12 protein-coding genes are annotated in these 19,804 nt (G+C 67.6%); 4 read left to right on the top strand and 8 right to left on the bottom strand.

From position 1 onward, the window contains the following. Positions 1-32 precede the first annotated feature (32 nt). The 6 genes from ACGFJ2_RS15955 to ACGFJ2_RS15930 all read right to left on the bottom strand — a co-directional run bounded on the left by ACGFJ2_RS15955 (position 33) and on the right by ACGFJ2_RS15930 (position 12,713). Positions 33-1,763: a family 43 glycosylhydrolase gene (locus ACGFJ2_RS15955; RefSeq protein ID WP_393468633.1), complete on the bottom strand. Its 1,731-nt coding sequence runs from the start codon at positions 1,761-1,763 to the stop codon at positions 33-35. Continuing rightward, positions 1,760-4,534 (bottom strand): beta-L-arabinofuranosidase domain-containing protein, encoded by a 2,775-nt coding sequence (locus tag ACGFJ2_RS15950; RefSeq protein ID WP_393468630.1) that lies wholly within the window; start codon positions 4,532-4,534, stop codon positions 1,760-1,762. The genes ACGFJ2_RS15955 and ACGFJ2_RS15950 overlap by 4 nt, the downstream gene beginning before the upstream one ends. A gap of 666 nt (positions 4,535-5,200) precedes the next feature. Beyond that, a complete protein-coding gene (locus ACGFJ2_RS15945; protein WP_393468628.1) occupies positions 5,201-6,661 on the bottom strand; it encodes an endo-1,4-beta-xylanase in 1,461 nt (486 codons plus the stop codon). Positions 6,662-7,239: 578 nt separating this feature from the next. Next, positions 7,240-10,065, bottom strand: coding sequence for a glycoside hydrolase N-terminal domain-containing protein (locus ACGFJ2_RS15940; protein ID WP_393468625.1), 2,826 nt, complete (start codon positions 10,063-10,065; stop codon positions 7,240-7,242). Positions 10,066-10,244: 179 nt separating this feature from the next. Continuing rightward, a complete protein-coding gene (locus ACGFJ2_RS15935; protein WP_357959898.1) occupies positions 10,245-11,600 on the bottom strand; it encodes a lectin in 1,356 nt (451 codons plus the stop codon). A 342-nt stretch (positions 11,601-11,942) separates the two neighbouring features. Beyond that, positions 11,943-12,713 (bottom strand): FadR/GntR family transcriptional regulator, encoded by a 771-nt coding sequence (locus ACGFJ2_RS15930; protein ID WP_357959900.1) that lies wholly within the window; start codon positions 12,711-12,713, stop codon positions 11,943-11,945. A gap of 237 nt (positions 12,714-12,950) precedes the next feature. Between ACGFJ2_RS15930 and ACGFJ2_RS15925 the strand changes: the two genes are divergently transcribed. Genes ACGFJ2_RS15925 through ACGFJ2_RS15910 form a run of 4 tightly spaced genes read left to right on the top strand, consistent with a single transcriptional unit; the run spans position 12,951 to position 17,061 of the window. Beyond that, complete coding sequence (locus tag ACGFJ2_RS15925; RefSeq protein WP_393468622.1) at positions 12,951-14,105, top strand: ABC transporter substrate-binding protein; 1,155 nt, start codon at positions 12,951-12,953, stop codon at positions 14,103-14,105. Between the two features lie 4 nt (positions 14,106-14,109). Continuing rightward, positions 14,110-15,069: a sugar ABC transporter permease gene (locus ACGFJ2_RS15920; protein ID WP_357959904.1), complete on the top strand. Its 960-nt coding sequence runs from the start codon at positions 14,110-14,112 to the stop codon at positions 15,067-15,069. Continuing rightward, the gene (locus ACGFJ2_RS15915) at positions 15,069-15,896 is read left to right on the top strand and encodes a carbohydrate ABC transporter permease (RefSeq protein ID WP_357959906.1); all 828 of its coding nucleotides are present in this window, start codon (positions 15,069-15,071) and stop codon (positions 15,894-15,896) included. Before ACGFJ2_RS15920 ends, ACGFJ2_RS15915 begins: the two co-directional genes overlap by 1 nt. Position 15,897: 1 nt before the next feature. Beyond that, positions 15,898-17,061 carry a mandelate racemase/muconate lactonizing enzyme family protein gene (locus ACGFJ2_RS15910; protein WP_393468619.1) on the top strand — a complete coding sequence of 388 codons (1,164 nt, stop codon included), beginning with the start codon at positions 15,898-15,900 and terminating at the stop codon, positions 17,059-17,061. A gap of 53 nt (positions 17,062-17,114) precedes the next feature. Here ACGFJ2_RS15910 and ACGFJ2_RS15905 read toward each other — a convergent pair whose 3' ends face one another. Next, complete coding sequence (locus tag ACGFJ2_RS15905; RefSeq protein ID WP_357959912.1) at positions 17,115-18,596, bottom strand: arabinofuranosidase catalytic domain-containing protein; 1,482 nt, start codon at positions 18,594-18,596, stop codon at positions 17,115-17,117. 333 nt (positions 18,597-18,929) lie between these two features. Further along, on the bottom strand, positions 18,930-19,667 hold the full coding sequence (locus tag ACGFJ2_RS15900) for a FadR/GntR family transcriptional regulator (protein WP_393468616.1): 738 nt from the start codon (positions 19,665-19,667) through the stop codon (positions 18,930-18,932). Positions 19,668-19,804 lie beyond the last annotated feature (137 nt).

Genomic DNA, 19,804 nt, shown 5'->3' with positions numbered 1-19,804 from the left:
TGGTTGGTGCCTTCCTGTGTCGACGCGTTGCCTCAGGGGGTGGTGAGGTCGAAGCGGCGCACGGTCACCGCTCCGCCGAGGGACTGGGTGGCGTAGTTGAAGATTCCGAAGCGGTAGCCCATGAAGAACTGCCAGGCGTTGTTCAACGTGAAGGCCGGGCCGAGGCTCACAAAGTTGCTGCCGTCGGTGCTGTAGGAGAAGCGGGCCTGCCTGCCAGAGCCGGGCCGGATGTCCGCGTTGACCCGCAACCAGAGCCGGCCACCCGAGATGTTCGCGCCTGCCGCCTCAGCACCGGTGCCGGTGGTCTGCCACGAACTGTTCATGGTCAGCCCGTTGGTCATCACGACCCGGTTGACGCCGTTGTCGCGTTTGACGCCGATCCAGGCCGACTGGTCGCGCAGCATGGCCAGCCCGGCGCGGTCGCCGTTGGCCATCTGCGAGTAGTCGAGCTCGATCGTCGCCGTCGAGGACGGACCCTGGATGCGGTGGGTCAGGGTGTTACGGGCGTTGTAGAGGTCGCCGGTGACGGTCGCGGTCTGCAGGCGCAGGCCGTTGCCGGTGGAGAAGCGGCTGGTGTCGGGGTTGTGGTTCCACTCCCAGCGGTGGCCGAGGCTGCCTGAGGTGAAGGTGTCAGGGCCGATCATGGGCGCCACGGTCCGGCTGGTCTGGATGTTCGGCATCGGGTAGTTGACGCCCCAACCGCCGTTGACGGTCTGCACGGTCGGCCAGTCATTCATCCAGGTGATCGGCGCGAGCGCCGGGACCCGGCCGCCGGGGTAGGCGTCGACGAACGACATGTAGTACCAGGCGCCGTTCTGGGTCTGGACGAGCCCGCCCTGGTGGGGGACGCCGCCGCCGGAGATGGGGCCGGGCATGTTGAGCAGGACCTGCCGCATTTCGTACGGGCCCCACGGCGAGGTGGAGCGGAGCACGTACTGGCCGTTGGCGGGGCGGGTCAGCCAGATGTAGTAGTAGCCGTTCCGCTTGTAGAAGCGGGAGCCTTCCAGGGTGCCGACGTTGCTCGGGGTCTGGAACACCTGCTGAGCCCGCACCTGGCTGAGCCCGTCGGGCGAGAGCTGGGCCACGCTGATGGTGCCGTTGCCGTAGGCGACGTACATGGTGTCGTTGGCGTCGATCAGCAGGCCGGCGTCGTAGTAGCAGTTGTTGATCTGCGAGCGCTTGGTCCACGTGCCGTCGACGGCTGAGGCGGTGTAGACGTAGGTCCGGTTGAACTCGACGCAGCCGATCCAGTAGTAGGTGCTGTTGCTGGGCCGGTAGTTCAGGGTCGAGGCCCAGATGCCCTTCACGTACGCCCGGCCGCCGTTGAGGTCGTAGGCGCTCGAGTTGAAGTCGAGCCTCGGGACCGAATGCCCGGCGTACTCCCAGTCGACCAGGTTGTAGGAGCGCAGGATCGGCGCGCCCGGCGAGTAGTGCATCGTCGAGGCCGAGTAGTAGTAGGCGTCGCCGACCCGGATGATGTCGCCGTCGGCGAAGTCCTGCCAGACGACCGGATTGGTGTAGGTGCCGCCCGGATTCGGGTCGCTGCTGACCGGGACGAGTTGCCATTGCTGGTTGTTGCCACCCCAGTCGTCATATTGGACGATGTCGGCGGTGGCGGCGTTCTGGACTTCCAGGGCCTTGTTGCTGTTGCGGTTGACCAGCGCGTACCCCGTGCTGGTGTCGACCGTCGCGGCCGACGCCTGGGGCGTGAGTAACACGCCCACGAGAAGCAGGGACGAGAGCACCGCGAGCACGCGCCTCACAGGAACCTCCAGAGGTTGGTGTTCGAGCCGTTGTCGTCGGCGAGCACGATCTGCGCGCCCTGGGACGTCCCGCCGAGGCCGAGGACCCGGCCGCCGTTGGCGCACTGGATGCGGAAGGCGGCGCCCGACCCGTAACGCAGCCGCCAGCGGTGGTCGGCGGTGCCGCTGTCGGCCCACTGCACGACGCGCGACCCGGAGGCGGTGCCCACGTTCTCCACGCCCAGCACCTTCTGGCTGTTGGAGTTGAGCAGCCGCAGGTAGCCGCCGGTGTCGACGATCGCCGTCCACAACTGGTCGGTGGTGCCGGTGTCGCCCCACTGGACGACGAGCGCGCCGTCGGCCGTGGACATGCCGGTGACGCCGAGCACCATCCCGGTGCCTGCGTTCTGGATACGCCGCGCGCCGTTCGGCACGAACCGCCACTGGTTGTCCGGGCTGCCGTTGTCGGAGTCCTGGACCACCTGGGCGCCGTTCGCGGTCGAGCCGTTCTGGATGCCGAGCAGCTTGGAGCTGTGGACGTTGCGGATCTTGACGGAGCCGTCGCCGACGTCGATGATCGTCCAGCGGTGGTCGGCGGTGCCGGTGTCACCCCACTGGAGCACCCGGGCATTGTCCGCGGTCGACATGTTCTCGACGCCGAGCACCTTGCCGCTGTGCCCGTTGCGGAAGCGCAGGGCACTGCCTTCGACGACCGGGACCCAGTCGTGGTCGGCGGTGCCGTTGTCGGTCCACTGGAGGGCCAGGCCGCCGTCGGCGGTGGACATGTTCTGGATGCCGAGGGCCAGCCCGCTGGCCGCGTTGACCAGCCGGAAGCCGGCCGTGCCGGTACCGCCCTGACCGCCGGTGCTCCAGTAGACGACGTAGTTGTGGTCGTGCGCGTCGTAGAACGGCCCCAACTGCACCGACGCGCCGTCGGCCGTGGCGGTGAAGGCCAGGGAGGTGGTGCTGGTACGGGTGATCGAGGAGGGGGTCAGCGCCGGGGCCGACGACAGGCTCGTGTCGCCGTAGTCGCCCGACAACACGACCGGGCCGTAGGTGACGGCTTGCACGCCCGGGTTGTCGTTGGCGGCCTTCATGACCACCCGCATGGGCAGCCGCACGGTCACCGTGTCGCCCGACGCCCACGAGCGGGTGAGGTCGGCGTAGGTGCCCGGCGTGGAGGTGATGTTCTGCTGGACCCCGTTGACGCTGATCGTCGCGCCCTGGGTCCAGGCCGGGATACGGATGCGCATCGTCCACGATCCGCTCACATTGCCGGTGACCTGCAGCGACGTGGTGTCGCCGACCGGATAGGAGGTGGTCTGGCCGACCGTGATGCCGCGCTGGCTCCAGTCGAGCGTGGAGGACGTGAACAGGTTCACGAACAGGGTGGTGCCGTTGTGGAAGTAGATCGAGTCCATCAGTTTGGTGTTGGTCTCGAGGCCGGTGCCCTGGCAGCACCAGAAGGAGTTGTAGTCCGTGCTCCAGGTGCCGCCGCCCCAGGCTGGGCCGACGCCCCGGCGTCCGCCCGGGTTGAGCGGGGTGAAGTAAGTGACGTGCCCGCGTGCCTCAGCCGGGTTCTGCTGCCCGATCAAGTGGTTGAGCAGGGCGTTTTCGTAGTAGTCGAAGTAGTCGGCCCGGGTCGGCGACAGCAGCCACAGCTCCCGGGTCAGCTTGAGCATGTTGTAGGTGTTGCACGCCTCGCCGGTGTCCCTGGTCAGGTGGGCGGCGATCGCGTTGGGGGCGCGGAAGTGCTCGGCCTGGCTGTTGGAGCCGTTCGCGTATGTGTGCGCTCCGACGGTGATGAACCAGGCGTTGGCGGCGATGTCGCGGTAGCGGGTCGTGCCCGTCGCCTTGTACTCGCGGGTCGCCCCGATCCACTTGGGCACCTGGGTGTTGGCGTGCAACCCGTTGAGCTGGTCCTGGTTCGCGGCCAGCGGGTTGAACACGGCCGCGTGGTCGAACCGCTGGGCCGTGGTCAGCCAGCGGGAGTCGCCCGTCATCTGGTACAGGTCCGTCAGCACGGCGTTCATGCCGCCGAACTCGGTGCCGAGCATGGCCTGCATCTGGCTTGAGCCGAGTCGCGACGTGCGGGCGTCCACCCACCCTGCCAGGGCCAGCAGCACGGTCCGGGCCTGGGTGTTGCCGATCAGCCGCCACACGTCCAGCAGCCCCGCCAGGGTCTTGTGGATGCAGTAGTAGGGCACGTTGCCGTTGGTCAGGGTGCGGTTCTCCACGGCGGTGACGTCGGACTCGGGGAAGCCGGACAGGTAGCCGCTGGTGAACCCGGCGGCGCCGTTGTTCGCCTGGCATTTGGCCAGTTCGGCCACCATATAGGTGGCCTTGTCCCGGCAGGTGGTGTCGCCGAGCACGGCGTAGGCCTGCGCCCACGCCGTCAGGAAATGACCCTGCATGTGGGATCGGAACGGGAAGCTCGGCGCGTCCCAGCCGCCGTTGGCCGCCGCGCCGTTGGTGGACAGCCGGTGGTTGGCCCTGAAGACGTACAGGAGCCGGTCGACATCGACGAAGCGCAGGTAGTTGAGGGTGCGGTTCTGGTTGTCCAGCAGGCGGCCGGGGGCCAGCCGGACCTGGCCGAGGTCGAACTCGTAGGCCGAGACGCCGATGTCGGATCTGGCCCAGGGGAGTGCGGCCAGAGCGGGGGATGCGCCGGCTATCTGGTCTGCGGCCGAGAGTGCGGCCAGAGCGGGGGATGCGCCGGCTACCTGGTTTGCGGCCGAGAGTGCGGCGGTCGCGCCTGCGGCCTGAAAGAGCTGACGGCGGCTCAAGGACATGCGGAGCTCCTCGCAGATGGGGGGTGGTGACCGGCCGCCGCCGGTCACGGGTTCATCGGGTCAGGCCCTCGGAGAGGCCGCCCTGGCTGATGGGCGGAGACGCTGCTCGCGAACGCCGCGTTAGCGTTAACAGTTCGCTCATGCGATCACCCAGAAGCTGGTGCGGGGGGACATCCAGGGCTCCTTGACTAGATTGCAGACAGCTCGAAGCTGTTAGCGCTAACATTGATCTTGTCGAGCTGTACGGGCTGCTCCGTTGAGTACGTTGTCGCGGAGTACATCCGACGGTCCCGCCCGGCGTCAACGACGGGTACCCCCTGCCGCCCTGGATGCTGCCGTCAGAACGCTTTCCCGTCTGGAGTTTTGCCTCCGAGGAGATCACGCCGAACTGCTCGTGCACGTGAAAGTTTCAGAGCCGTTCAAGGTAATCTGCCATAGATCACAAGTTAACTTGCTCTCTTGGTGGCGTGGCCCAGATGTGAGTGCCGGGGCTCCGACATGCTGCACGGGCCGGATCGAGGGGCCGCTTGGGTCTGCGGTCCACGACGGGCGTGGCTCACCCCCTCGGCCCCTTCACCGGGGCCGGGGGAGGATCGCATCGGGAGTGCGGTCAGCAGGTGAAGCTGGTCCAGGTCACCAGGCGCCGGGGCGAGCAGTCGGTGAAGCTCACACGGTGCCCGCGTTGTAGGTCCACTTCTGGTTGCTGCCGCCCCAGCAGCTGTACAGCTGCAGCCCTGTGCCGTTGCCGGTGCCGCCTCCGACGGCGTCAAGGCACAGCCCGGACTGCACGCCCACGATCGTGCCGTCGGAGTTGACGCGCCACTTCTGGTTGTCGCCACCCCAGCAGGAGTAGATCTGGATCTTGGCGCCGTTGCCCGTGCCCCCGGCATCCAGGCACTTGTTGCCGTACACCGTCAATTCCCCTGCTGAGGTCTGCGTCCACTGCTGGTTGCTCTGACCGTTGCAGTCCCACAGTTGCACCGCGGTGCCGTCGGTGGTGCTGGAGCTGGGCACGTCCACGCAGCGGCCGGAGGCCGTGCTCTTGATCTGCCCCGCGTCGCCTCCGCCGGGCGGCGGCGTCGTGCTGCCGCCGTTGAGCGCGTTGAGCACCGAGGTGTAGGCGGCCTTCTTGTTGCCGTTGCCGTCGAAGAGCAGCGGGGTGGCGTTGGCGCCGAGCCAGGAGTCGCTGTCGCGAACCCCCCAGACCGAGATGCCGGCACAACGCGGCACCGCCAGGCAGTCGTTGACGACGTTGGCGTACGTGGTGGCCGAGCCGCCCTGGATGTCCAGCTCGGTGATCTGCACGTCCACCCCGAGGGCGGCGAAGCTGGAGATGGTGGTGCGGTAGTTGCTGTTGTAGGGGCTGTTGCCGTTGAAGTGCGACTGCAGGCCGACGCAGTCGATCGGCACGCCGCGGGCCTTGAAGTCCTTGACCATGTTGTAGACGCCCTGCGTCTTGGCCCAGGTCCAGTTGTCGATGTTGTAGTCGTTGTAGCAGAGCTTGGCGGCCGGGTCGGCGGCGCGCGCGGTGCGGAAGGCGACCTCGATCCAGTCGTTGCCGGTGCGCTGGAGGTTGGAGTCGCGCCGGCCGCCTCCGCTGTCGGCGTAGGCTTCGTTGACCACGTCCCAGGCGTAGATCTTGCCCTTGTAGTGGCCCATCACGCCGTTGATGTGGTCGATCATCGCCTGCCGCAGGCTGCCGCCCGACAGCGACTGCATCCAGCCGGGCTGCTGGCCGTGCCAGGCCAGCGTGTGCCCGCGCACCCGCTTGCCGTTCTGCACGGCCCAGTTGTAGACCCGGTCCCCGCTGGTGAAGTTGAACTGGCCCCGGTTGGGCTCGGTGGCGTCGATCTTCATCTCGTTCTCGGCCGTCACCATGTTGAACTCGCGATTGGCGATCGTCGTGTAGGCGGAGTCGCCGAGCTTGCCCGAGGCGATGGCGGTGCCGAAGTAGCGGCCGCTCTGCGCGGCTGCCGCGCCGAGCGTGCTCGCTGCGGCATCGGCTGGAATCGCCGTCGCAAGTGCCGTGATCATGCCGAGTGCGCCGAGCGCGCCGGTGATCAGCGCCCGGCGGCGCGCGCCGAGCGGCCGCCGGGCGGCAGGCGGGGACATGGTGTTGACACGCATGCTTGAGCCTCCATAGGCGAATCATGGGAAGGGGGAACTCACCTCGGGCACTCAGTGTGTGGATCTCGCCGAAACTTGTCAAGAAAGTAGTGAAAGTTTCGGAGTCGCCTGCTCATTCTGTATCTGCTGGACTGGCCCGATGCGCAATCTGGGTTCGAAATATTTCGGGCGGCTTGGCGGGATGGAAGTTTCATGGCGCCGCTCTCGCTGGGTCGATCGCGTCCGGACCGGATAATTCGAGGTGAGCGCACCTGGTCGGTGCCTCCTCCGGCCACGGCAAGTTAAGGCGGTCTTGACAGTACCTTTTTGCCGCATATTTGCTGCGTCCCTCCACCGACATGGTGAACTGGACCGACCACGGCTCCCCGCTGAGCCTGACCACCTTCAGTTGGGCGAAGTCCGACGCAGCGGAAGCGGCTACCTGTTCAACGTGAACTGGTGGCAGGACGACTGCGGCGTCCGCGACTCGACAGGCCCCGTCCCTTCGTCCTGATCCGCCCACGTTCGGCCCCGCCCATTCGCTCGCGTCGGGCGGTTGAGTAACCCTCTCTCCAAAGTGATCGGCGGTGGATATGAGGTCACAGGCCCGTGATGGTCCATTGGTTGTTGGTGCTGTTGTTCGGCGTCCACATGGCCACCGTGGAGCCGGCTGTGCTGTTGCCCATGCCGTCGAGGGCCGTGCCGGTGCCGCGGTTGATGATCTGGTAGCGGCTGTTGCCCGTGCTGTTGAGGCGCCACTGCTGGTTGTCGCCGCCGCCCCACGCCGCCTGCCTGGCGTTGGCTCCGTTGGCGGTGTTGCCCCAGCTGTCGGCGACCATGCCGTTGGTACGGTTGACGATGCGGTACCACCCACCGCCCAGGTCCACGAGCTGCCACTGCAGGTTGGTGCTGCCGTCCCAGTTCCACTGCTTGAGGTTCGCCCCCGAGGCGACATTCCCGCCGCTGTCCAGCGCCAGGCCGGTGGCCGCGTTCGTGATCCGCACGTAGGTCGCCGGCGGGGTGCCGCCGGACCCGGTCATGCGGTACGTACGACCGGCCTGACCGGTCAATCTGATGACGTCGTTCTCGGGTTTGGTGACGGTGACGGTGTCGCCGGTCGTGGTGTCGACCACCTCGTAGGTCCCGGCGAAGATCCGGCCGCGCACGTTGACCGTCCCGTCACGGTCGAACCTGATGAGGATCTCGGTGGCCCCGCCGGAGCTCCACGTCGCGTCCACGGTGTAGCCGCCGCGCCCTCGAAGACCCTGTGCCGTCCCGCTCGGCCAGGCCGCCGGGAGCGCCGGCAGCACGTGAAGCTCACCGTTGTGGCTCTGTAGCAGCATCTCGGCGATGCCGGACGTCGCGCTGAAGTTGCCGTCGATCTGGAATGGCGGGTGCAGGTCGAACATGTTGGGGGCGAGCCGGGCCGTCGTCACGAGGGCGCGGATCAGGTCGTGCGCCCGCGTGCCCTCCTCCATCCGCGCCCAGTAGTTGATCTTCCACGCCAGCGACCAGCCCGTACCGTCGTCGCCGCGCAGTTCGAGGGTCCGCCGCGCCGCGGTGTACAGCGCGGGGGTGCCGCGCTTGGTGATCTGGTTGCTGGGGTGCAGGCCGTAGAGGTGGGAGATGTGCCGGTGGTTCTGCTCGGTCTCGACCCAGTCGTACAGCCACTCCTGGATGTTGCCGCGCGAGCCCACCTTCATCGGCGCGAGCCGGTCCCGGGCGGCCAGGACCCGCGTACGGAAGTCGGCGTCGACGTTGAGCGCCTGGGCGGCGTTGGCACAGCCGTTGAACAGGTCACGCAGGATCTGGTTGTCCATCGTGGGTCCGGCGCAGATGCTGACGCCCGAGTGGTGGTTGAGTTCGGGGGAGTTCGACGGGTTCGTTACCAGGTAACCCAGGCTCGGCTCCTGCACGAGGGTCTCCAGGAAGAACTGCGCGGCCCCCTTCATGGCCGGGTAGTACTGGCGAAGGAAATCGAGGTCGCCGGTGAACAGGTAGTGATCCCAGATCATGGTGGCCAGCCACGCGCCGCCGGTCTGCCACATGCCCGCCGCGGCGAAGTCGACGACCGACGATCCCCGCCAGCCGTCGGTGTTGTGGTGGGTCACCCAGCCGCCGGCGTTGTACTGCACCCGGGCCGTGCGGGCGCCGCTGACCGTGAGATCGTTGATCATCCTGAACACCGGCTCGTAGCACTCCGACAGGTTGGTGGTGTCGGTCGGCCAGTAGTTCATGGGCAGGTTGGCGTTGAGGGTGTACTTCGAGTCCCACGACGGGGTCAGCGAGTCGTTCCAGATGCCCTGCAGGTTAGCGGGCTGGGTGCCCGGGCGCGAGGAGGAGATCAGCAGGTAACGGCCGTACTGGAACAGCAACGCCGAGAACTGCGGGTCGTTGCTGCCGGCGTGCTGCGCGATTCGTACGTCGGTCGGCTGGTCGGCCGCCGCGGTGCGGCCGAGGTCGAGCGTCGTGCGCCCGAACAGCCGCTGGTAATCGGCGACGTGCCGGCCGCGCAGGTCGTCGTAGGTCCGGCCGGCGGCGGCGTCGAGATGGCGCCGGGCGATGCCCTGGTAGTCGCCGCTGACGTCCTTGTAGTTCACGTAGCTGGAGCCGATGGAGATCAGCACCGTCACGCTGTTGGCGGACCTTACCTGCAGGGTGCCGCCGGAGCTGCTGACACTGCCGCCTTCGGCGACAGCCCGGGCCAGTGCCAGGAACCTGACTTTGCCGGCCAGGCCCCTCTGGTCGCCGGAGATGCCGTCGAGCGCCACCGTCGTGCCGTCCGGGCTGGACCGCGTCGTCCGCTGCGGGCTGCCGAAGGTCGCCGAGAACGTGATCGAGCCGGGCTTGTCGGCGGTCAGGCGGAGGGCGATCACCTGATCCGGCGCGCTCGCGAGCACCTCACGCCGGTACCGGACGCCGTTCTGCAGGTACGTCACCGTCGTGGTGGCCGTGGTCAGGTCGAGGAAACGGTTGTACTCCGAAACCCCGGCGGCGCTGCCGAAGGTCAGTCGCAGATCGCCCACGGGCTGGTAGGCCAGCTGAGCCGAAGGGTTGCCCAGCATGTTCTGGTCGACAAGGGTCTGGGCCTGGCTCCACTGGTTCTGGAAGACGAGCTGCCGGATCTGCCCCAGCGCCGCCGCACCCTTCGTGTTGCTCTGGTCGTACGGCCCGCCGGCCCAGATGGTGTCCTCGTTGAGCTGCAGCCGCTCGGTGTCGACGTTGCCGAACACCATGGCGCCCAGGCGACCGTTTCCGATCGGAAGCGCGCGCAGCCACTCCGTGCCGGCGCTTTCGTCGTACCACAAGGCCAGATCGTTCGCGGCGCGCACCTCCGGAGGCGCCACCGACGCGGCCCGGGCCGCGGCCGTCCACTGCAAGGGCAACAGCGCGGCTCCGGCTCCAGCCGCGCCGAATCTCAGCACTTGTCTTCGCGATAAATCAGCCATTTTCGGTTCTCCAAGCCCATGAGGGTTTCGCGGGCGGTCGGCCTCCGTTGGGTACGAGCACGAGCCCTGCACCACATACGTGCCTGCGTGCTCGTGGTCATCGCCGGGCCGATGTCTCGTCCCGGCGATGGCGCGTGGTCAGCTGTCACGTGCTGTCAGACGCGGGTCCATTGCTGGTTGGTGGCGCCGGTGCAGGTCCAGATCTGCACCTTGGTGCCGTTGGCGGTGCCGTACCCGGACACGTCCAGGCACTTGTTCGCCCCTACCGCCGTGATGCTCCCGTCGGCGTTGAGGCGCCACTTCTGGTTGTTCTGCCCGTTGCAGTCCCAGATGATCACCGCGGTGCCGTCCGCCGTCCCGGCCCCGTTCACGTCCAGGCACTTGCCGCCGTAGACCCGCAGCTCACCGGAACTGGTGGCGGCCCACTGCTGGTTGGACTGCCCGTTGCAGTCCCAGATCTGCGCCTGCGCGCCGTTGGCCTGCGAGGCTCCGCTGACGTCCAGGCACCGCCCCGACCCCACACCCTTGAACGCGCCTGTCGTCGGCGGATCAACCGTCGGCGTCGGCGTCGGATTCGGGTCGCTGCCTCCGAACTGCGCGAAGAAGTTCCACACCACTGGCCTGGTCCAGGACTTCTCGCCGGGCTCCAAATCGCCGGGCTTCCCGTCCACGGGACCGGGGGTATGGCCGGCGTCGAACGCCGCCCATGCGACCGGATACCCGGCCCGGCACCCCGAGTAGTTGGTGACGATGTGCGTAAGGCTGCCTTGCGCCGGCTCCGGCGGGTTCTGGGGGGTGCAGCCGTTGTTCCTGACGAACCTGTCACGTAGCGACCGGCCCGTGGAGATGTTGAGCACCGGATCCCTGAGGCCGTGCAGCCCGATGTACGCGATGGGCTCGTTGCCGCCGCTGCACCCGCTGAGCTGCCCGCCGGAGTAGACCGCCACGGCGCGGAAGACCGTCGCCCTGGTGCACGCGAGCGAGTAGCTCATGCCGCCGCCGTAGCTGAAGCCCATGGCGAAGCGCTGGGAGGTGTCCACACAGAGGTCCGCCTCGATCCGGCGGATCATGTCGTCGACGAAGGTGATGTCCTCACCGCCCGAGTTGGCCCAGCCGTTGTTGAAGCCCTGAGGCGCGACGAAGATCGCGGTGTTGTTCGACAATGCCCTGAGCCCGTAGTAGGACCAGGGATACCCACTGGTTCCGCCCCCGTCGACATCGTTGGCGGTGCCGCCATTCCAGTGGAATCCGAAGATCAACCGGTAGGGGGTGTTGTTGTTGTAGTTGTCTGGAATTCTCAGAATATAGCTACGATTCTTCCCGCTGGTGGTAATCGACTGCGTACCGCTTCTCAGCGTCGGGGTCTTGCCGCATCCAGCGGTGCCCGCGAGGGCGCTCTGTTGTGCGAGAGGCGGGGGCGCGCTGTCGCCCAGCGCCGTATGCACCGTGGCCAGGACGACGAGCAGTACAGCGGAAGCGATAGCGGTGAGGAGGTATCTAAGCCTCGACATCACACAATTTCCTTTCCCTTTTTTTGGGGGGACAACGTAAAAGGGAAGCAACTTCCACCGCCGTTTCCGGAGGTGAGGGCGTTGGAGTGTTAGCGCTCACTCAACGCCGCCATAATGGGGCCTCCTTTCTTCCTGGCGGCTGGAGGCGATGGTGCAGCGGAGCAAATATGACCGTGACAAGACCTGTCAAGGCTCGGCCTTCTCGACATTGCGGGCCTGTGCCTGAGACGACCCCATCGCTCCGGCTGCTGACCAGGAAAAGCGACCGTGGTCACCACTGACGCGCCGCGATGAAACTTTCACGGCCCTCGATCGAATCGGTTCCGTGGACGCGAACGGGTGCTAACGCTGCAACCGGGCGGGGTCGGCCGTTCCGCTGCGGCGGACGATCCAGGCCTCGGTGATGTGATGGAACATCGCCTCGGCGGCGCCCGCGGGATCGTGGGCGGCGATGCGTTCGTAGACGCGGCGGTGGCCGAGGTTCGACGCCACGCACAGGGCTCGCTCGGTCCGGCCCATGTACCGGGCGGTGTTGATGACCTGGCTTTCCATCGCCCGTACGACGCCACGGGCGATGCGGTTTCCCGACGCCCGCATGATCGTGTCGTGGAAGGCGCGGTCGCTTTCGGCGTAGGTGACCGGGTCGGCCACGAGCTCGTCCATCCGATCCACCAGTGCGCGCAGCTGCTCGATGGTGTCCGGCTCGGCCAGGCGGGCGGCGACGTTGGCCATGTCGGACTCCAGCACGCGCCGCGTGACGACGAGGTCGTCGAGGATCGTCAGGCTCTCGTCCGCGGCGATGGCCGCGGCGAGGACGAGCTCGTCGAGCATGTCCCACATCACCGGAGGGGTCACCATGGTGCCGGAGCCCTGACGGACCCGTACCAGTCCCTTGTCCTGCAGGACTTTCACCGCTTCCCGGACGACGGTGCGGCTCACGGAGAAGGCTTCGCACAGCGCGGGCTCGGTGGGCAGCGGCGTCCCCGGCGGGTGCACGCCGCGAACGATGCGCTCCACCAGCTCGGCGGTCACCGCTCTGGCGAGACTGGCCGGACGCTGGGCCCAGGCCGGTGGTGCCGGGACGGCGCTGCCCGTTTCCTGCGATGCCGTCATATCCCCCCTCTGGTGACTGGCAAGGACAGCGCGACCGCATCAGTCTACATGTCCCTCTTGACCGTAATACGTCATACGAATTATGTTTCCCAGGGCGACGGGCATATCGGCCGCTCTCGGAGGGTGAACAGCTATGAGGCAGCGAGCGTTGTGGTCGGTCCTGCTTGCCGCGGGAGTGCGGCGCGGACGGAGTCCCCGTCCGGCGGAGACTCGCAGTCCAAGCCGCAGAAGCTCGTGGTGTGGGACTGGAAGTCCGGCGAACCGGCGGCGGCCACCTACATCGAGAAGGCGAAGGCCGACTTCGCCAATCGGCATCCCGGCGTCACCGTCGAGTTCGTCGCCCAGCCCTTCGACCAGTACTACACCTTGCTCGGCACGGCCATTCAGTCCAGCAAGGGACCCGACGTCATGCTGTTCAACGGGGGCGGACAGCTCCGCGATCGGGTCGCCGCGCTCCTTCCGCTGGACCAGTACGTGAGCGAGGACAAGAGCCGGTTGGCGGGCTGGGACGCCTTCAGCAAGGACGGCAAGACCTACGCCGCGCCGGTGACCCTGCAGGGCCACCCGATCTACTACAACAAGGCGCTCTACGAGAAGGCCGGTCTCGACCCGGCGAACCCGCCCAAGACCTGGGAGGAGCTGGTCAGCGGCTGCGCCGCCATCAAGAAGGCGACCGGAGCCGCGTGCTTCGCGCTCGGCAACAAGGAAGGCATCGGCATCCAGTTCTTCATGTCGGGCCTCGGCTCCGGCATCTTGACGCCTCAGGAGTACGACAACTGGATCGCCGGGAAGCGTGACTGGACCTCCCCCCACGTGAAGCGGATCTTCGAGCTGTGGAAGGACGCCGGCGACAAGGGGCTGAACAACGACGGTGCCAACTCCACCGCGATGTTCACCGACATCTTCAGGGTCTTCGAGACCGGTAAGGCCGCGCACATCATCGGGCTGATGTCGGACGTCGGGCACTGGAAGGACTTCGCCGAGTTCCTGCCGCCCGACAAGATCGGCGTCATGCCGGCCCCGGTCGTCACCGACGGAGCCACGCCCAGCCTTCCGTACGACGGCGGCATCGGCTACGCCGTCGCCAAGTGGACGAAGGACCCGAAGCTGGCCGCCGATCTGGTGCGATCCCTGACCTCGACCGACGCCTTGACCGCGTTCTACGCCAAGGCCGGCGCGATCGCGTCCGACACGACGATCGACGTCTCTCAGGCGGGCCCGGCCGTCGCCGCGATCGTGCCCGAGATCAAGACCGGCAAGCCCGCCCTGCATGTCGCGCTGTCCTCCAAGACTGTGGACCTGATGGGAAGACTGTCCCAGCAGCTCCTGAGTGGTTCGACCACCGTGGACAAGGCTGTGGAGCAGCTGGCCGCCTCCGACCGGACAGGCTGACCGGGTGCCGATCGGAGGTCCGTCGCCGTTGGTCCGCCCGGCCGGCTCCGGGCGAGCCGGCGCAGCGACCGTCACGCACCGGGGCGCCGGTACCACCCGTAGGGCGCGCGCCGAGCGCCTCGCGCCCTACGTCCTGGTGGCGCCGGCCGTACTGATCATCGTGGTGTTGCGGCTGTGGCCGCTGGTCCTGGGGGTCAACTTCTCCTTCACCGGTGACGGCGAGCTCAATGGGGCCCCGGTCGGCCTGAGCAACTATCTGGAACTGCTCGGCGACCCGTTGTTCAGCACGTCGCTGCGCAACGTCGGGCTGCTGGTGCTGCTGCTGCCCGTGGCGGTGGCGATCCCCGGCCTGCTCGCGACCTTCATCTATCTGCGGGTGCCCGGTCACCGGGTCTACCGCAGTGTCTACTTCTTCCCGGCCGTGCTCTCACCGGTGATCGTCGGTGCGATCTTCAACCTCATGCTCGGGTTCGACGGCCCGTTGAACGCCGTCCTCGGGGCGGTCGGCGTCGGCCCGGTCGACTGGCTCGGCGATCCGGGCATCGCCATGTTCACGGTTGTCGGCGTGCACATATGGGCGACGTTCGGGATGGCTCTGGTGGTGTTCCTCGCCGGGTTCAGCACCCTGGACGCCTCGCTGCTGGACGCCGCCCGCGTGGACGGCGCCTCGCTTGGCCAGATCATCTGGCACGTGATCATCCCGAGCCTGACGCGCACCATCCAGTTCGTCTTCGTGACCACCATGATCGGAATGCTGACCTCCATGTTCGGCCTGCTCTTCGTCATGACCGGCGGAGGACCAGAGGGTTCGACCTACCTGCCGGAGTTCTACATCTGGCACCAGCAGGGACAGCTGAACCAGCCGGCGCTCGCCTCGGCCGCCTCGACGGTTCTCTTCGTCGTCATGCTCGTGGTGGGGCTCCTGCAGATCACTCTGCTCCGGCGCGCGGGCAGGCAGGACTGATGCCCGGCAGGCGTCCGGCCAGGTGGGTGGCCGCTGTCTCCATGGCCGCTCTCGCGCTGGCGACGATCTATCCTCTCCTGTTCACCGCCAATGTCGCGATGAAGACCCGCCGCGACTACATCCTCGACCGGTTCTCCCCGGCGGGCTCCCTGCGCTGGGACAACCTCGCCGAGGCGTGGGCCGGCGCCGGAATGGCGCGATACTTCGTCAACTCGTTCATCGTCGTGGCATTCGCCGTGGCCCTGCTGCTGCTGTTGGGTTCGATGGCGGGCTTCGCGCTGAGCCAACTGCGCTTCCGCGGATCCTCGGTGATCTTCCTGGGCTGTCTCGCGGGGCTGTTCATCCCCTTCCAGGTGATCATGGTGCCGCTCACCAGGATCATGGCCGACAGCGGGCTCATCGACACCTATCCGGGGCTGATCCTGGCCTACGTCGCGCAGTTCCTGCCGTTCACCGTCTTCCTGATGACGAGCCACTACAGGACCATTCCGGCGGAGATCGTCGACGCGGCCAGGATCGACGGGAACACGGTGTACGGCGTGTACCGGCGGATCATGCTGCCGCTGGGCGTTCCGGCGCTGCTGTCGGTCGGCATCCTCGACGCCTTGTTCTGCTGGAACGACGTGCTCATCTCCCTGCTGATGATGCCGTCGCCCGAGCATCGCACCCTCATGATCGGGGTCAACGCGCTGCGCGGACAGTATTCCGACGACATCCCCACCTTCGCCTCGGGAGTCCTGATCGCCGCGATACCCGTACTGATGATCTATCTGTTCCTCCAGCGGCAGATCGCCGACGGCGTCACCGCCGGTTCCACGAAAGGCTGACATGCGCATCACGGCATATCGGACCACGACGACGGTCCAGAGATGGGGCCGTCCTGTCGGTGACGCCAACGGTGTCTTCGCCGACGGTGTCGTCTCGGTGCCGGTCGTCATGGTGGACACGGACGAGGGGATCACCGGCATCGGCCTCGGGCCGCACGTCGAGATCGACACCGTGTTCGCCGCGATCGAGGGGGAGGACCCGCGCGGCGTGACGGCTCTTTACGACCGCATGCTGCGGCAGACGTTCAAGGCCGGCCACGCCGGAGCCGTGTTCGGCACGATCGGCGCGCTCGACACCGCCCTGTGGGACATCAAGGCACAGGCGGCCGGTGAACCGCTCTGGCGGCTGCTGGGCGGACGCGACCGGCGGGTCCCCGCCTATGCCTCAGGCCTCGACATCGGCCTGACCGACGACGAACTCGTCTCGGCGTACCAGCTCTACGCCCAGCACGGCCTGCGGGCGGCCAAGCTCAAGGGCGGCCTCGACATCGACCGCGACCGGCACCGCCTGACACTGGTACGGGACGTCCTGACCGAGGCGAGGCACGGATCACGGCCGGGCCTGATGCTCGACGTGAACGAGGCCTGGACCCGCAAGCAGGCGGTCCGGCACGTCTGCGAGCTCGAACGCACCCTGGATCTCACCTGGATCGAAGAGCCGGTCCGGAGGTGGGACGCCGAAGGCCTGGCCGTCGTCGGCAACGGCATCCGCGCCTCCGTCGCCACCGGGGAGAACCTGACCGGGCTCGAGCAGTTCCGTCCGCTGTTGGCCACGGGGGCGGTCGACATCGTACAGACGGCCGCGGTCTGGGGGGTGACCCACTTCCTTCGGGTGTCCGCCCTGGCGCACGCCCATGACCTGCCGGTCAGCCCGATCGGCACCACGCCGGTCGGGCTGCTGCACGCCGCGACGTCGGTGCCGAACCACCTGGCCAGCGAGCTGCAGGATCTGCACCCGCCGATCGGGATGTCGCTCGACCTGTACATCGAGGACGGCGCCTTCATCCTCGGAGACGCGCCGGGTCTCGGCATCACGATCGACGAGAACGCGATCAACGCGTTCACTCGCCGACCGGACGCCAGGGCCGCGGAAGGCCCCAACATCCGGCCGGAGCACGCCGGACGACGGCTGCTGGCGGTCACCGGCGGCTTCCATCAGACCTAGTGTCATGCGCCTCTCGCCGGCCTCCGGGTCTGTCGAAGGTTCGTGAGACCGGGTCAGCGGTAGCCGGCGGCGATGATGTTGGTCTGGACGGCGTTCTCGGTGGCGTCGGTGGGATAGCCGGCGGTCATGGCTCCTTCGTAGAAGGTTCCGGCGCTGAGATTGGCGCCGCCATCGGGCTTGCAGCAGTCGCCGCCGCTGCCCAAGATGATCGCCCCCTGCTTCTTCATCGGGTTGTAGCCGTTGGGGAGCGGCCCGTCGTACAGGGTGTACAGGTTGCCGGACTGCGCGTTGCTGCCCTTGATGGCGAACCGGCTGGTGCCGTTGTTCTTCAGCGTGGCGGTGACGAACTTGTGGGGGAGGGCCCGCTGGTTGGGGTTCCACGACTGGCTGCCGCCGGGGTACAGACCCCATTCCAGGTCGGCCTGGACCCAGGGGCCGCCCCCGGAACAGCCGCCGAACCAGCACTGGGTACTGAAGTTGATGGCGTCCATGGCGCCGGCGGCGTCGGCCTTCCTGGTCGTCTCGCTGTTGCCGTAGTCGAAGCAGCAGCCGCCGTTGACGTGGGTGCCACTCGTCACCATGTACATGCCCTCAGGCGCGGTCCCCGTGGGCACGCCGGTCAGGTGGCCGTCCCGCCAATAGCTGTTGCCGGGGTTGATGTAGAGCGAGTACGCCTTGCCGCCGCCAACGGTGAGCGACTCGGTGGTCGCGATCGCGGGCCTGCTCTGAGGGGAGCCGGGGACCACGCTGGATCCCTGGTACCACAGGTCGTTGCCCCGCCCGGACTGGTCGTACACGACGGTCATGACGCACGTGGTGCCGGCGCAGAACGAGTCCTGGGCCGCGGCGTCGGCGACACCGCCCGCGGTCAGCACGCCGATGTTCCTGGTCGTGTTGTCGGAGCGCCTGACCTGGTACAGGTTGCCGTTGTAGGAGCCGTAGAGCGCCCGTGTCGTGCTGTGCGCGGCCACGCACGGCGTGCCGCCGGAGGCGTAGATGTCGCACGGGCGCGCGCCGGGCGGCTGCGGGGTCGGGGTCGGCGTCGGGGTGGGCTCGGCTCCGGTGGTCCATTTCTGGTTGGTGCCGCCGTGGCATGTCCAGATCTGCACCTTCGTGCCGTTGGCGGTGCCGGCGCCGCTGACGTCCAGGCACTTGTTCGCGCCGACCGCGGTGACGGAGCCGTCGGCGTTGAGGCGCCACTTCTGGTTGTTCTGGCCATTGCAGTCCCAGATGATCACGCTGGTGCCGTCGACGGTGCCGGCGCCGTAAACGTCCAGGCACTTGGTGCCGTACACCCGCAGCTCACCCGCGGCGGTCGAGGTCCACTGCTGGTTGGCCTGGCCGTTGCAGTCCCAGATCTGCGCCTGCGCGCCGTTCGTCTGCGAGGCGCTGACATCCAGGCAACGCCCCGAGCCCACGCCCACCAGCGGCGTTGTCGCTGCCGAGGCCGGTGCCGACCAGGTCAGGGCGGTGGCCAGGAGCGTTGCCAGCGCCGCCACCACAGCTGCGACGACGGCCGCCCGAGAACGCCTCACACGGCCCGATAAGGGAACGGATGAAGGCTGCATTGTCGTACTCCTTGGAGGTAGGGCGAGACGGAGACAGCCGCGCTCGGAGACCGGTGCGAATCGATTCGCCAACGTACTGATCAACTGAGGAGGGGGAGACAGCGGTGTACGGCGAAGCACATACGACGGGCGGACGGCCTGTCAAGGCTCGGTCCTGTCCGGCTGCCTGCCGGAACCCCTGTCCGGCGGCACTCATCGGCCACGCTCGTAGCCGGGCTCGATGAAACGTTCATCCGCCGTCGGCCCGGCTGATCAGGTCCCGTCAGTGCCCCGCAGGGCGAACCGGTTCGGAGGGCCGGATCACTGGGAGGAGAAGAGGCGCTGCTGGATCTCTCTCCGGTAGTCGTCGAGGGTGTTGTCGATGTGCGTGGCCGCGGCCTGGGCGGCCGCTTCCGGGACGCCGGCGCGGATGGCCTGGTAGATGGCGTCGTGCTCCTCGACGGCCTTGGCGGCGTGCCCGCCCACCGAGCCGCTCAGCCCGATGAGGTTGGACTGAGCCTGTAGCCTGCGGGCCTCCCGCACCGCCACCTGGAGGAACATGTTGTGCGAGGCCGTGGCGATGGCGGTGTGAAAGGTGTCGTCGCCCTTGTTGAACAGGTCTTCTTGCCCGGTCTCGAAGCCGTGGCGGCACACGCCGGCCGCCTCCTCGATGGCCCTCAGCTCCGCGGGGGTGGCGCGGCGGGCGGCCAGCCTGCTGGTCTCCATCTCCTGCACCCGGCGGAACTCGAACAGCATGTAGACGTGGTCGAGGTCGGTCGGGAGGAAGAAGGAGGCCCAGCGCCCGGTGCCGAACATCCCCTCGTCGTCGGCCACGTACAGGCCGCGGCCCTTCTGAGCGCGTACCCGGCCGAGCGCGGAGAGCAGCTTCACCGCCTCGCGTACCACCGTGCGGCTGGTGCCCAGTTGCCCGGCCAGCTCGATCTCGGTGGGCATGCGGTCACCCGGACGCAGGCCGAGCCGGACGATCAATTCCAGCACCTGCTCGGCCGCCACCTCGTAGCCCGGCCGGTATCCGCTCTCGCGCGGGGTGTCGGTCACCGTGCTTCCTCCTCGCCGTTCTCTGCAAAGTATGACTGATGTGGGTTCCTCCCAAGCTCAGACGTACTGCCGATTAGTACGACACATATGAACGGTTCATACGAGGGCGATCGGCGCGGGTAACCGCGATGGCCTGC

This window comes from Nonomuraea sp. NPDC049028 (assembly GCF_043197735.1).
Taxonomy (GTDB): Bacteria; Actinomycetota; Actinomycetes; order Streptosporangiales; family Streptosporangiaceae; genus Nonomuraea.
Note: the sequence above shows the minus strand (reverse complement) of the source record. Positions and strands in the feature narration are given on the sequence as shown.